Source organism: Pseudomonas marvdashtae, assembly GCF_014268655.2.
Classification (GTDB): Bacteria; Pseudomonadota; Gammaproteobacteria; order Pseudomonadales; family Pseudomonadaceae; genus Aquipseudomonas; species Aquipseudomonas marvdashtae.
Genome location: NZ_JABWQX020000001.1, coordinates 869248 through 882570 on the forward strand (window position 1 = coordinate 869248; position 13323 = coordinate 882570).

Annotated in this window: 12 protein-coding genes; 9 read left to right on the forward strand and 3 right to left on the reverse strand. The window is 61.5% G+C overall.

Features of this window, described 5'->3' with window-relative positions; all coding sequences use genetic code 11:
• Positions 1 to 6 precede the first annotated feature (6 nt).
• The 6 genes from HU742_RS04030 to hisC all read left to right on the forward strand — a co-directional run bounded on the left by HU742_RS04030 (position 7) and on the right by hisC (position 5234).
• Positions 7 to 312, forward strand: coding sequence for an STAS domain-containing protein (locus tag HU742_RS04030; protein ID WP_186638059.1), 306 nt, complete (start codon positions 7 to 9; stop codon positions 310 to 312).
• Between the two features lie 115 nt (positions 313 to 427).
• Entirely contained in the window at positions 428 to 667 is a 240-nt protein-coding gene (locus HU742_RS04035) for a BolA family protein (RefSeq protein ID WP_007953556.1), read from the forward strand.
• A 22-nt stretch (positions 668 to 689) separates the two neighbouring features.
• A complete protein-coding gene (murA, locus tag HU742_RS04040) occupies positions 690 to 1955 on the forward strand; it encodes a UDP-N-acetylglucosamine 1-carboxyvinyltransferase (protein ID WP_186613432.1) in 1266 nt (421 codons plus the stop codon).
• A gap of 127 nt (positions 1956 to 2082) precedes the next feature.
• Complete coding sequence (hisG, locus tag HU742_RS04045) at positions 2083 to 2718, forward strand: ATP phosphoribosyltransferase (protein ID WP_053178222.1); 636 nt, start codon at positions 2083 to 2085, stop codon at positions 2716 to 2718.
• Positions 2719 to 2842: 124 nt separating this feature from the next.
• Entirely contained in the window at positions 2843 to 4180 is a 1338-nt protein-coding gene (gene hisD, locus HU742_RS04050; protein ID WP_186643885.1) for a histidinol dehydrogenase, read from the forward strand.
• A gap of 1 nt (position 4181) precedes the next feature.
• Positions 4182 to 5234, forward strand: a complete 1053-nt coding sequence (gene hisC, locus HU742_RS04055; RefSeq protein ID WP_186643883.1) for a histidinol-phosphate transaminase — start codon at positions 4182 to 4184, stop codon at positions 5232 to 5234.
• Between the two features lie 50 nt (positions 5235 to 5284).
• Here the strand turns inward: hisC and HU742_RS04060 are convergent, their stop codons facing one another.
• The 3 genes from HU742_RS04060 to algW all read right to left on the reverse strand — a co-directional run bounded on the left by HU742_RS04060 (position 5285) and on the right by algW (position 9427).
• Positions 5285 to 6004 carry a DUF4198 domain-containing protein gene (locus HU742_RS04060; RefSeq protein ID WP_186638065.1) on the reverse strand — a complete coding sequence of 240 codons (720 nt, stop codon included), beginning with the start codon at positions 6002 to 6004 and terminating at the stop codon, positions 5285 to 5287.
• A 12-nt stretch (positions 6005 to 6016) separates the two neighbouring features.
• The gene (locus HU742_RS04065; RefSeq protein ID WP_186643881.1) at positions 6017 to 8119 is read right to left on the reverse strand and encodes a TonB-dependent siderophore receptor; all 2103 of its coding nucleotides are present in this window, start codon (positions 8117 to 8119) and stop codon (positions 6017 to 6019) included.
• Between the two features lie 147 nt (positions 8120 to 8266).
• On the reverse strand, positions 8267 to 9427 hold the full coding sequence (gene algW / locus HU742_RS04070; protein WP_186638075.1) for a Do family serine endopeptidase AlgW: 1161 nt from the start codon (positions 9425 to 9427) through the stop codon (positions 8267 to 8269).
• A gap of 105 nt (positions 9428 to 9532) precedes the next feature.
• On the opposite strand from algW, the gene HU742_RS04075 reads away from it, so the two are divergent.
• From HU742_RS04075 to cysN, 3 genes are all read left to right on the forward strand, one after another.
• Positions 9533 to 10291 carry a Nif3-like dinuclear metal center hexameric protein gene (locus HU742_RS04075; protein ID WP_186643879.1) on the forward strand — a complete coding sequence of 253 codons (759 nt, stop codon included), beginning with the start codon at positions 9533 to 9535 and terminating at the stop codon, positions 10289 to 10291.
• 145 nt (positions 10292 to 10436) lie between these two features.
• Positions 10437 to 11354, forward strand: a complete 918-nt coding sequence (gene cysD / locus HU742_RS04080; protein WP_003178041.1) for a sulfate adenylyltransferase subunit CysD — start codon at positions 10437 to 10439, stop codon at positions 11352 to 11354.
• A 9-nt stretch (positions 11355 to 11363) separates the two neighbouring features.
• On the forward strand, positions 11364 to 13262 hold the full coding sequence (cysN, locus tag HU742_RS04085; RefSeq protein ID WP_186643875.1) for a sulfate adenylyltransferase subunit CysN: 1899 nt from the start codon (positions 11364 to 11366) through the stop codon (positions 13260 to 13262).
• Positions 13263 to 13323: the final 61 nt, after the last annotated feature.

Sequence of the window (13323 nt, forward strand, 5' to 3'; positions counted from 1 at the left end):
GAGTCGGTGAGTGAGTCAGCCGTGCGCCTGGGCGAGTCCGGCGAGCTGCTGCTCAGCGGCGTGCTGGATTACCGTACCGGCCCGGGCTTGCGCAAGCAGGGCCAGGCGCTGATCAAGTCCGCCAAGACCGCCGAGTTGGTGATCGATTGCTCAGGCGTGCAGAAGTCCAGCAGCGTCGGCCTGTCGCTGCTGCTGTGCTTCATGCGAGACGCCAAGGAAGCTGGCAAAACGTGGAGCATCCGTGGGATGCCCGAAGACATGCGCGAAATAGCCCAGGTCAGCGAGCTGACCGAGCTGTTGGCGCACCCCTGACCCACATTGTTGGAAAGGCCCCTCTGTCAGAGTCCTGCTTCGCGGGGTTCGCAGGCGCGGGGCTTTTTTGTATGATGTGCGACCCGTGCGCACAGGGCGCCGATTGAGGTTGAGCATGCAGGCTGTAGAAGTGAAGAGCTTCCTTGAAGGAAAGCTGCCTGGTACGCAGGTGGAAGTTGAAGGCGAAGGCTGCAACTTCCAGCTGAATGTAATCAGCGATGAACTGGCGGCGTTGAGCCCAGTGAAGCGTCAGCAGAGCATCTATGCCCATTTGAACCCATGGATCGCCGATGGCAGCATCCACGCGGTCACGATGAAATTTTTCAGCAGCGCGGCCTGGGCCGAGCGCACCTGAGCCCAAGGGCCTCGAGATTCTTATGGATAAACTGATTATTACCGGCGGCGTTCGTCTTGATGGCGAAATCCGTATTTCCGGGGCAAAGAACTCCGCCCTGCCGATCCTGGCCGCGACCCTGCTGTGCGACGGTCCCGTGACCGTGGCCAACCTGCCGCACCTGCACGACATCACCACGATGATCGAGCTGTTCGGGCGCATGGGCATCGAGCCGGTGATCGACGAGAAGCTCAGCGTCGAAATCGACCCGCGTACCATCAAGACCCTGATCGCCCCGTACGAACTGGTGAAGACCATGCGTGCGTCGATCCTGGTGCTGGGCCCGATGGTCGCTCGTTTCGGTGAAGCCGAAGTCGCGTTGCCTGGCGGTTGCGCCATCGGTTCGCGTCCGGTGGACCTGCATATCCGTGGCCTGGAAGCCATGGGCGCGATCATCGATGTCGAGGGCGGCTACATCAAGGCCAAGGCCCCTGAAGGCGGCCTGCGCGGGGCGAACTTCTTCTTCGACACCGTTAGCGTGACCGGTACCGAAAACATCATGATGGCCGCCGCCTTGGCCAAGGGCCGCAGCGTGCTGCAAAACGCCGCCCGTGAGCCGGAAGTCGTCGACCTGGCGAACTTCCTGATCGCCATGGGGGCCAAGATCACTGGCGCCGGCACTGATACCATCACTATCGATGGCGTCGAGCGCCTGCATTCGGCCACCTACAAAGTGATGCCGGACCGGATCGAAACCGGTACCTACCTGGTGGCCGCTGCTGTCACCGGTGGCCGCGTCAAGGTCAAGGACACTGATCCGACCATTCTCGAAGCCGTCCTCGAAAAACTCAAGGAAGCCGGTGCCGAAGTCACCTGCGGCGAAGACTGGATCGAAGTGAACATGCACGGCAAGCGGCCTAAAGCCGTCAACGTGCGGACCGCGCCTTATCCGGCGTTCCCGACCGACATGCAGGCGCAGTTCATCTCCCTCAACGCCATTGCCGAAGGCACCGGTGCGGTGATCGAGACGATCTTCGAAAACCGCTTCATGCACGTCTATGAGTTGCACCGCATGGGCGCCAAGATTCAGGTCGAAGGCAACACCGCCATCGTCACCGGGACCGAGAAGCTCAAGGGCGCGCCAGTCATGGCCACCGACCTGCGGGCCTCGGCCAGCCTGGTGATCTCGGCCCTGGTGGCCGAAGGCGATACCCTCATCGACCGCATCTACCACATTGACCGTGGCTACGAGTGCATCGAAGAGAAACTGCAGATGCTCGGCGCCAAGATCCGTCGCGTACCGGGCTAGTTCCGGCTGCATGGGCACAAGGATGTGCCGTTGATTTCGTTTCAGTCGAGGGTGTTTGCACCCTCGATGTGTGTCCGGCGCCGCTTGCGACCGGGCATGAGTACCTTGATAAGGACTGACGCTTCCCATGTTGACCATCGCACTGTCCAAGGGCCGTATCCTCGACGACACCCTGCCGCTTCTGGCTGAAGCGGGCATCGTGCCGACCGAGAATCCGGACAAGAGCCGCAAGCTGATCATCCCCACGACCCAGGCCGATGTGCGCTTGCTGATCGTGCGCGCCACCGATGTGCCAACCTACGTTGAACATGGCGCCGCTGATCTTGGGGTGGCCGGTAAGGACGTGTTGATGGAATACGGTGGCCAGGGCTTGTACGAGCCGCTGGACCTGCAGATCGCTCGCTGCAAGCTGATGACCGCCGGTAAAGTCGGCGCACCTGAGCCCAAGGGGCGCCTGCGGGTGGCGACCAAGTTCGTCAACATTGCCAAGCGTTATTACGCCGAGCAGGGCCGTCAGGTCGACATCATCAAGTTGTACGGTTCGATGGAGCTGGCGCCGCTGATCGGCCTGGCGGACAAGATCATCGACGTCGTCGACACCGGCAATACCTTGCGGGCCAATGGCCTGGAGCCCCAGGATTTCATCGCGGACGTCACCTCCCGGCTGATCGTCAACAAGGCTTCGATGAAAATGCAGCACGCCCGTATCCAGGCTTTGATCGATACCCTGCGCAAGGCAGTGGAATCGCGACACCGCGGCTGATTCACCTGCGCGACCTTAGCGTCGCGCCCGTCTATCCGCGTCATAGCCAATTTTCTCAGGTGCCCACGCGAATGGACTGGTAGCTTAGGGCGCCTGAGCATTTGCCATTAATGAGGCCCTCGCTATGACCGCTCCCACTTCGATTCGCCGACTCAACGCTGCCGACCCGGATTTCGCTCATCATCTGGATCATCTGCTGAGCTGGGAGAGTGTGTCTGACGACTCGGTCAATGAGCGGGTGCTGGGCATCATCAAGGCCGTTCGCCAGCGTGGCGATGCCGCGTTGGTGGAATTCACGCAGAAGTTCGACGGCTTGCAAGTCGCCTCGATGGCCGACCTGATCCTGCCGCGCGAGCGTCTGGAGCTGGCACTGACTCGGATCACCGTGCCTCAGCGCGAGGCCTTGGAAAAAGCCGCGTCCCGGGTGCGCAGCTACCACGAAAGGCAGAAACAGGACTCCTGGAGCTACACCGAAGCCGACGGCACGGTGCTGGGCCAGAAGGTCACGCCGCTGGACCGTGCGGGGCTTTACGTCCCGGGCGGCAAGGCTTCCTATCCGTCCTCGGTATTGATGAACGCCATCCCGGCCAAGGTTGCCGGAGTGACCGAGGTGGTCATGGTTGTACCGACCCCGCGCGGTGAAATCAACGAACTGGTGTTGGCCGCCGCCTGCATTGCCGGCGTCGACCGGGTGTTCACCATCGGTGGTGCCCAAGCCGTGGCTGCGTTGGCCTATGGCACCGAAAGCGTGCCGAGGGTCGACAAAGTGGTCGGGCCGGGCAATATCTATGTCGCCACCGCCAAGCGCCACGTGTTTGGCCAAGTGGGTATAGACATGATCGCCGGCCCTTCGGAAATCCTCGTGGTGTGCGACGGCCAGACCGATCCGGACTGGATTGCCATGGACCTGTTTTCCCAGGCGGAGCATGACGAAGATGCCCAGGCGATCCTGGTCAGCCCGGACGCCGAGTTCCTCGACAAGGTCGCTGCCAGCATCGACAAGCTGCTGCCGACCATGGATCGCGCCGAGATCATCAACACCTCGATCAATGGGCGTGGAGCGCTGATCAAGGTCGAGGACATGGAGCAGGCCATCGAGGTCGCCAACCGCATTGCGCCGGAACACCTGGAGTTGTCGGTCGCCGACCCGCAGGCCTGGCTGCCGAAGATTCGCCATGCCGGTGCGATCTTCATGGGCCGTCACACGTCCGAGGCGCTGGGCGATTATTGCGCCGGCCCCAACCACGTGCTGCCGACCTCCGGCACCGCACGCTTTTCGTCGCCGCTGGGGGTTTACGACTTCCAGAAGCGCTCGTCGATCATTTTTTGCTCGGAGCAGGGCGCGTCCGAGCTGGGCAAGACCGCTTCCGTGCTGGCCCGCGGCGAATCCCTGAGCGCCCATGCCCGTAGCGCCGAGTACCGCATTCTTGACGAGCCATCCACTGAAGGGCGGGGGAACTGAAATGAGTAAATTCTGGAGCCCGTTCGTCAAGAACCTGGTGCCCTACGTGCCGGGCGAACAGCCGAAGTTGACCCGCCTGGTCAAGCTCAATACCAACGAGAATCCGTACGGCCCATCGCCCAAGGCCCTGGCGGCGATGCAGACCGAGTTGAACGACAACCTGCGCCTGTACCCTGACCCTAACAGCGATCTCTTGAAGAATGCCGTGGCCCGCTATTACGGCGTGCAGGCCAACCAGGTATTCCTGGGCAACGGCTCGGACGAGGTGTTGGCGCACATTTTCCACGGCCTGCTGCAACACGAGCGGCCGCTACTGTTCCCGGACATCAGCTACAGTTTTTATCCGGTGTATTGCGGGCTCTACGGCATCAAGTTCGAGGCGGTGCCGCTGGACGAACAATTCCAGATCGACCCGGCGGACTACACCAAACCCAATGGCGGGATCATTTTCCCCAACCCCAACGCGCCGACCGGCTGCCTGTTGGCGCTGGAAGCGATCGAGCAGATCCTCAAGGCCAACCCGGATTCGGTGGTGGTGGTCGACGAGGCCTACATCGACTTTGGCGGCGAGACGGCCATCAGCCTGGTGGATCGTTATCCGAACCTGCTGGTCACCCAGACGCTTTCCAAGTCTCGTTCGCTGGCGGGGCTGCGGGTGGGGCTGGCGGTGGGCCATCCGGAGCTGATCGAAGCGCTGGAGCGAATCAAGAACAGCTTCAACTCCTATCCCCTGGATCGCCTGGCAAATGTCGGCGGCGCGGCAGCGTTCGACGACCGGGAGTACTTTGACCAGACCTGTCGGTTGGTCATCGAGCACCGTGAATGGGTGGTGGCGCAATTGGCAGCCAAGGGTTTTGAAGTGCTACCGTCGTCGGCGAACTTCATCTTCGCCCGTCATCCCCGGCACGACGCGGCGGGGCTGGCGGCGAAATTGCGCGAGCAAGGCGTGATTGTTCGGCACTTCAAGCAAGAGCGCATTGCGCAGTTCCTGCGGATCAGCATCGGTACGCCGGAGCAGAACCAGGCCCTGATCGAAGCCTTGGGCGAACTCTAAATACCTGCGGTCGCTGTGGGAGCGTATCTGCTCCCACAGCTCTTGGTGTCCTATTCGTGGTGCGGTTCGCCAAGGAATGTCAGCGAGGTGAACACGCCGCGCGTCGCCACGTCCTTATTGTCCTTGAGCGGGATTTCCATGCTCGCGGCGATCACGTTCAAACCTTCATTGCGCACCAGCACTTTGGCCCGACCTTGCGCATCGGTCTCAGTGCTCACGGTATTCGGCGCGCTGCGATAGTCCCCCACCAGTTTCACCCCAGCCGCCGGTTTGCCATCGAGCAGCACCCGCACCGGCAGTGACTGGCCGGGACCGACGGTCAGCGGGTCGACTTCCGGCACGATCACGAACTTGATCGGATCCAGCTTCGGCAGTTTCGCCCCCGGCTCATAGATCGCCAGGCTGTATTTGAACGTCTGCGTCGACTCAATCGCGCCGGGCACTTTGCTGCGGCCTTCGTTGATCCACTTTTTGTCAGCCGTCTGCGACCACATCCCGTTGTCCAGGGCGACGGCCAGCACGGCCGGTGGCTTGAGCGGTTGCAGGCGCGCGTGGTCCGGCAGACGCTCCACCGTGACGGGGATCATCTTGCCGCCCAGGTCGTAGGCCCAGGCGCCGCTGATTTTCTTCGCCTTGAAGGCATTGTCTTCGGCGCCGTGGCCGTAGATCACTTCAATGTTGCCGCGGCGTTGTTCGGTCCACAGGCCATGGGCCGAGGCCTGGGTGGCGAGAAACAGGCCGAGCAGGGCGAAGGTCTTGGGGTATTTCATGCTGACTTCCTTTTACAGATCGAGGGTGAGGCTGACAGTGAAGTTGCGCGGGTCGCCGGGTGTGACCCAGTAATTGCTGTAGGAGCGTTCGTAGTACTTTTCGTCGAACACGTTGTTCAGGTTCAGGCCGACGGTGACGTTGTCGCTGGCCTTGTAATGGGCCAGCAGGTCCACGGTGTGGTAGGCCGGCAGTTCGAAATCCTTGCCGGCTTCGCCCGAGCGATCACCGACATAAGTGAACGCTGCACCGAGGTCCGAACCGCGCAGATGCCCGTCCTGGAATTCGTAGACGCCCAGCAGGCTGCCGCTGCGCTTGGCGACACCGAGGATCCGGCTGCCGGTGGGAATTTCCTCGTCACCTTGGGTCACTTCGGCATCGATGTAGGCGAAGGCGCCGATGATGCGCACCGCGTCGGTCACCTGGCCGGTGATCTGCAAATCGATGCCCTGGCTGCGGGCCTCGCCCACGGCGCGGCTGAAATCGGTTCCGGCAACCTGAGTCAGGACGTTTTCCTTTTCTATGTGGAACGCCGCCAGTGTGGTGCTCAACCGGTCATCGAACAGCTCGCTCTTGACCCCGATTTCATAGCCGACACCTTCCTCGGGGTCGAAGGTCTTGTCGTTGGCGTCCAGGCCGTTGTTGGGCTTGAACGAGGTAGAGGCGTTGGCGAACAGCCCGACTTCAGGCGTCAGTTGATACAGCAACCCGGCGCGCTGGGTCAGGGCGTCGTGGCGCTGGCGGCTGGTCACGTCGTTGACGTGGTTGTCGACGCTCTGCTCGAAATGCTCATAGCGCACACCAAGCAGGCCACGCAGCTTGTCGGTGAAGATGATCTGGTCCTGAAGGTTCAGGGCCCGGCTTTTGACATGCTCGAAGAAGTCCGTGCCGGAGCGCACGCCGTTGGGTTTTGGCTGGCCGTAGATCGGGTTGTAGATGTCGATGGGGTAAGCGCCAGCGACGGTGGTCACACGCTCGTTCTTGCGGTAGTCCTCGTATTCCGTGCCGATCAGCAGCTCATGCTGCCAAGGCCCGAGGTCGAATCGGCCACGCAGTTCCAGCTGGGTAATGCTGTCGTGCCAGTTGTTGTCGCGCTCGCGGTAGCGGCGGTTCACGGTGTGGCCGTCGGCGTTCAGCGGGCGCGCTTCGGAGGCGAATCCCCAGAGTTCGCCCTGCTTGTAGTGGCTGGCGAGGCGCAGTTGCCAGTCATCGTTGAGCTGATGCTCAAGGGCGGCCTGAAGCATGTTGTTGTGGTTATCGATGTCGCCGTCGTTGGGTTCGCCCAGGAAGGTCGAACGGGAGACGCCGCTCCAGCGATTGTTTGGCGCGACGATGCCACGGTCGAAAGTCGAGCTGTGGCGCACGATTTCGCTTTCCACCAGCAGTCGGGTGTCGGGGCTCAGTTGCCAACTGATCGAGGGCGCCACGAAGACGCGCTTGCTGTCGACGTGATCGCGGAAGCTGTGGTTGTCCTCCACCGCCAGGTTGACCCGCGACAGGAGGTTGCCTTCAGCGTCCAGTGGCGTGTTGACGTCCAACGCGGTGCGGTAGCGATCCCAACTGCCGGCGCTGGTCTGCAACGTGGTGAAGGCTTCGGGCTGGGGTTTCTTGGTGACAATGTTCACCGTGCCACCGGGATCGCCTCGCCCATAGAGGCTGGCCGCAGGCCCCTTGAGCACCTCGATGCGCTCGATATTGGCGGCGTCCGGCGTGCTGGGAAAGCCGCGGTTGGCGCTGAAGCCATCCTTGTAGAATTCTGACGTGGTGAAGCCGCGCACGCTGTATTCGTACAGCGTCAGCCCGCCGAAGCTGTTCTGTTTCGATACGCCGCCGGCATATTCCAGCGCTCGCTCGACGCTGGTGCTGCCCAGATCCTTGAGAACGCTGGCGGGGATCACGCTGATGGATTGCGGGACGTCGCGCAGTGCCGTGTCGGTTTTGGTCGCGCTGGCGGAACGGGTGGCGCGGTAGCCCGAGACGGGGCCAGTGGGGGATTGGTAATTGGACGTGACGTTGATGGCGTCCAGCTCCAGGGGCTGGGTTTCTTCGGCGAAGACCGGATCGCCCAGCAGGCCCAGGGCCAGGCTGGCGAGGGAAATCCGTTTTAAAGATGACATGTTATGTTGTTCCAATTTTAGTATTGAAACAATATAACACTACTAATGAGAATTTATGCTATTCCTGATTTGCAATCCCAACGGGCGGTGCGACGTTTCGCTAAATCCCCTCGCCACAGGGGATTCAGGTCAAGGGAGGGAGGGCGCTTACTGTTCTTCCTTGAGCGCCACCGGTGCCGGCGGTGGACGCAGGCCGATTTCAGCCGTGAGCTTGAGCTCCTTGCCGTTGCGCATCACCTGGACAGTCACCTTGTCGGTGGGCTTGATCCGCGCCACTTGGTTCATCGAGCGGCGGCCATCGCCCGCCGGTTCGCCATCGATGCTCAGGATCACATCGCCCAGCTGCAAGCCGGCCTTCTGCGCCGGGCCGTCGCGGAAGATCCCTGCCACTACGATCCCGGGGCGCCCGGACAAGCCGAAAGACTCCGCCAGTTCCTGGGTCAGCGGTTGCACTTCGATACCCAGCCAGCCACGAATCACCTGGCCGTGTTCGATGATCGACTTCATCACCTCCATCGCCAGTTTCACCGGAATGGCGAAGCCGATGCCCTGGCTGCCGCCGGACTTGGAGAAAATCGCGGTGTTGATCCCGGTGAGGTTGCCGTTGGCATCCACCAGTGCGCCGCCGGAGTTGCCGGGGTTGATCGCGGCGTCGGTCTGGATGAAGTCTTCGTAGTTGTTCAGGCCCAACTGGTTACGGCCGGTGGCGCTGATGATGCCCATGGTCACTGTCTGGCCGACGCCGAACGGGTTACCGATCGCCAGGGTCACGTCGCCGATGCGGATACTGTCGGAACGGCCGATGGTGATCGCCGGCAGGTTTTTCAGATCGATCTTGAGCACGGCGAGGTCGGTTTCCGGATCGCTGCCGATCACCCGCGCCAGGGTCTCACGGCCATCCTTGAGCGCCACGACGATCTGGTCGGCACCGCTGGTGACATGGTTGTTGGTCAGGATATAGCCTTCCGGACTCATGATCACACCCGAACCCAGGCTCGACTCCATGCGTTTCTGCTTGGGCGAGTTGTCGCCGAAAAAACGCCGGAATTGCGGATCTTCGAAGAGCGGGTGGTTGGGTTTGTTGATGACCTTGGTGGTGTAGAGGTTGACCACCGCCGGCGCGGCCAGGGTGACTGCGTCGGCATAGGACACCGGCCCCTGCTGCGGCGCCTTGGTTTGCGGCGCCTGTTGCAGGTTGACGTCCAGGCTTGGCAGCCCGACCCATTCCGGGTAGCGCTGGATAATCAATAGAGCGACAAGCACGCCGGCCAATAGCGGCCAGCCGGAAAAACGCAGCGCCTTGAGCATTAAGCACGTCCTACGATGGTTGCAGGCGGGATGAGACCGCCCATAATGTCGCGCATTATACGAGGCCGCGCGCGCCTCTGAACGGGATATTTAGGAGTCTTTTTGATGGCCGTCGCCCTGAACACCCTGGTTGAAGAAGCGGACCGTTACCTGGCAAGCAGCCGAATTGCCGATTACTGCCCCAATGGATTGCAAGTCGAAGGCGCGCCCCAGGTGATGCGCATCGTCAGCGGCGTGAGCGCCAGCCAGGCCTTGCTCGACGCCGCCGTGGAGGCCGATGCCGACTTGGTGCTGGTGCATCATGGTTATTTCTGGAAGGGCGAAAATCCGTGTATTACCGGCATGAAGCAGCGTCGCCTCAAGACGTTGCTCAAGCACGATATCAGCCTGCTGGCCTATCACTTGCCACTCGATTTGCACCCCGAGGTCGGCAATAACGTGCAACTGGCCCGGCAGTTGGATATCACCGTCGAAGGGCCGCTGGATCCGGATAATCCGAAAACCGTCGGCTTGGTCGGCTCCTTGTCCGAGCCGATGACGCCGCGGGATTTCGCCCGCAAGGTCCAAGAGGTCATGGGCCGCGAGCCGTTGTTGGTCGAAAGCGAGCAAATGATCCGTCGCGTCGGCTGGTGCACTGGCGGGGGGCAGGGCTATATCGATCAGGCAGTGCTGGCCGGAGTTGATCTGTACCTCAGTGGCGAGGCGTCCGAGCAGACTTTTCACAGCGCCCGGGAAAACGGCATCAGCTTCATCGCCGCCGGTCACCATGCGACCGAACGCTACGGCGTCCAGGCATTGGGCGACTATCTGGCGCGACGTTTTGCACTGGAACACATCTTTATCGACTGCCCGAACCCCATTTGAGACGCCTTCGGCGCCCGAACCCGCAGGCATATCCATATGCTGTTTCGATCTAGCCGGCGCCCTGATTAGAAGAGGTCGCTGTGCTAGGATTCCCCGCTCGAACACGGCCCGGTGGCCGTTCATAAGAAAGTTTTCGTGAGTAGCCATGGTCGACAAACTGACGCATCTGAAACAGCTGGAGGCGGAAAGCATCCACATCATCCGCGAGGTGGCCGCCGAGTTCGATAACCCGGTGATGCTGTACTCCATCGGTAAAGACTCCGCCGTGATGCTGCACCTGGCACGCAAGGCGTTCTTCCCCGGCAAGCTGCCGTTTCCGGTGATGCACGTCGACACCCGCTGGAAATTCCAGGAAATGTACAAGTTCCGCGACCGCATGGTCGAGGAACTGGGCCTGGACCTGATCACTCATGTGAACCCGGACGGCGTGGCGCAGGGCATCAACCCGTTCACCCACGGCAGTGCCAAGCACACCGACATCATGAAGACCGAAGGCCTCAAGCAGGCCTTGGACAAATATGGTTTCGATGCTGCGTTCGGCGGTGCCCGTCGCGATGAAGAGAAATCCCGCGCCAAGGAGCGCGTGTACTCGTTCCGTGACAGCAAGCACCGCTGGGACCCGAAGAACCAGCGCCCGGAACTGTGGAACGTCTACAACGGCAAGGTCAACAAGGGCGAGTCGATCCGCGTCTTCCCGCTGTCGAACTGGACCGAACTGGACATCTGGCAGTACATCTACCTCGAAGGCATCCCGATCGTGCCGCTGTATTTCGCTGCCGAGCGTGAAGTGATCGAGAAGAACGGCACGCTGATCATGATCGACGACGAGCGCATCCTCGAGCACCTGTCCGACGAAGACAAAGCCCGTATCGTCAAGAAGAAAGTGCGTTTCCGTACCCTTGGCTGCTACCCGTTGACGGGCGCGGTGGAGTCCGAGGCCGAAAGCCTGACGGACATCATCCAGGAAATGCTCCTGACGCGAACTTCCGAGCGCCAGGGCCGGGTCATCGATCACGATGGCGCAGGCTCGATGGAAGATAAAAAACGTCAAGGTTATTTCTAAGGGGCTGTCATGTCGCATCAATCTGATTTGATCAGCGAGGACATCCTCGCCTACCTGGGCCAGCACGAGCGTAAAGAGCTGCTGCGCTTTTTGACCTGCGGTAACGTCGACGACGGCAAGAGCACCTTGATCGGGCGCCTGCTGCACGACTCCAAGATGATCTACGAAGATCACCTGGAAGCCATCACCCGCGATTCGAAGAAAGTCGGCACCACCGGTGACGATATCGACCTGGCGTTGCTGGTCGATGGGCTGCAGGCCGAGCGTGAGCAAGGCATCACCATCGATGTCGCCTACCGCTATTTCTCCACCGCCAAGCGCAAATTCATCATCGCCGATACCCCCGGCCATGAGCAGTACACCCGCAACATGGCCACCGGTGCTTCCACCTGTGACCTGGCGATCATCCTGGTGGACGCTCGCTACGGCGTGCAGACCCAGACCCGTCGCCACAGCTTCATCGCCTCGTTGCTGGGCATCAAGCACATCGTCGTGGCCATCAACAAGATGGACCTCAAGGACTTCGACCAGGGTGTGTTCGAGTCGATCAAGGCCGACTACCTGAAGTTCGCCGAAGGCTTGAAGCTCAAGCCCACCAGCATGCACTTCGTGCCGATGTCCGCCCTCAAGGGCGACAACGTGGTGAACAAGTCCGAGCGCTCGCCGTGGTACACCGGCCAATCGCTGATGGAGATCCTCGAGACCGTGGAAGTGGCGGGCGACCGTAACTTCACCGACCTGCGTTTCCCGGTGCAGTACGTCAACCGTCCGAACCTCAACTTCCGCGGTTTCGCCGGCACCCTCGCCAGCGGCATCGTGCACAAGGGCGACGAAGTGGTGGTACTGCCTTCGGGCAAGAGCAGCCGCGTGAAATCCATCGTCACCTTCGAAGGCGAGCTGGAACACGCCGGTCCAGGCCAGGCGGTGACGCTGACCATGGAAGACGAGATCGACATCTCCCGTGGCGACCTGCTGGTGCATGCCGACAACGTGCCGCCGGTCACCGACAGCTTCGAAGCGATGCTGGTGTGGATGGCCGAAGAGCCGATGCTGCCGGGCAAGAAATACGACATCAAGCGTGCCACCAGCTACGTGCCGGGTTCGATTGCGAGCATCGTCAACAAGGTCGATGTGAACACCTTGGAAGAAGGTCCGGCCAGCGCGTTGCAACTCAACGAAATCGGCAAGGTGAAGATCGCCCTGGATGCGCCGATCGCCCTGGACGGTTACGAGAGCAACCGCACCACTGGCGCGTTCATCGTCATCGATCGCCTGACCAACGGCACGGTCGGCGCCGGCATGATCGTCGCCCAGCCGCTGACCCACGGCAGCAGCACGCACCACGGCAAACTGGCCCATGTGTCGGTGGAAGAACGCACCCAGCGCTTCGGCCAGCAGCCGGCCACGGTCTTGTTTAGTGGCTTGTCGGGCGCTGGCAAGAGCACGCTGGCCTATGCGGTCGAGCGCAAGTTGTTCGACTCGGGCCGTGCGGTCTTTGTCCTCGATGGCCAGAACCTGCGCCATGACCTGAACAAGGGCTTGCCGCAGGACCGTGCCGGGCGAACCGAGAACTGGCGCCGTGCGGCGCATGTCGCTCGTCAGTTCAACGAAGCGGGCTTGCTGACCTTGGCTGCGTTCGTTGCGCCGAGTGCCGAAGGGCGTGAGCAGGCCAGGGACCTGATCGGCCGTGAGCGTCTGCTGACGGTCTACGTCCAGGCCTCGCCAACGGTGTGTGCCCAGCGTGATCCGCAAGGGCTGTACGCCGCCGCCGGCGACAACATCCCGGGCGAGTCCTTCCCGTATGACGTGCCGCTGGATGCCGACCTGGTGATCGACACCCAGGCGCTGACATTGGAAGAGAGCGTCAAGCAAGTGTTGGATCTGCTGCGCAAGCGTGGGGCGATCTAAGGGAGGCAGCTGCAAGCGACAAGAAAAAGCCCGCCGATGAGTGATCATCGGCGGGCTTTTT

What these genes read in the sequence shown, in the direction of transcription:
- HU742_RS04075 (WP_186643879.1), top strand. Translation starts at nt 9,533, where the DNA reads ATGGCCGTCGCCCTGAACACCCTGGTTGAAGAAGCGGACCGTTACCTG.
- algW (WP_186638075.1), bottom strand. Translation starts at nt 9,427, where the DNA reads ATGCTCAAGGCGCTGCGTTTTTCCGGCTGGCCGCTATTGGCCGGCGTG.
- hisD (WP_186643885.1), top strand. Translation starts at nt 2,843, where the DNA reads ATGACCGCTCCCACTTCGATTCGCCGACTCAACGCTGCCGACCCGGAT.
- HU742_RS04035 (WP_007953556.1), top strand. Translation starts at nt 428, where the DNA reads ATGCAGGCTGTAGAAGTGAAGAGCTTCCTTGAAGGAAAGCTGCCTGGT.
- HU742_RS04065 (WP_186643881.1), bottom strand. Translation starts at nt 8,119, where the DNA reads ATGTCATCTTTAAAACGGATTTCCCTCGCCAGCCTGGCCCTGGGCCTG.
- cysD (WP_003178041.1), top strand. Translation starts at nt 10,437, where the DNA reads ATGGTCGACAAACTGACGCATCTGAAACAGCTGGAGGCGGAAAGCATC.
- cysN (WP_186643875.1), top strand. Translation starts at nt 11,364, where the DNA reads ATGTCGCATCAATCTGATTTGATCAGCGAGGACATCCTCGCCTACCTG.
- hisG (WP_053178222.1), top strand. Translation starts at nt 2,083, where the DNA reads ATGTTGACCATCGCACTGTCCAAGGGCCGTATCCTCGACGACACCCTG.
- murA (WP_186613432.1), top strand. Translation starts at nt 690, where the DNA reads ATGGATAAACTGATTATTACCGGCGGCGTTCGTCTTGATGGCGAAATC.
- hisC (WP_186643883.1), top strand. Translation starts at nt 4,182, where the DNA reads ATGAGTAAATTCTGGAGCCCGTTCGTCAAGAACCTGGTGCCCTACGTG.
- HU742_RS04060 (WP_186638065.1), bottom strand. Translation starts at nt 6,004, where the DNA reads ATGAAATACCCCAAGACCTTCGCCCTGCTCGGCCTGTTTCTCGCCACC.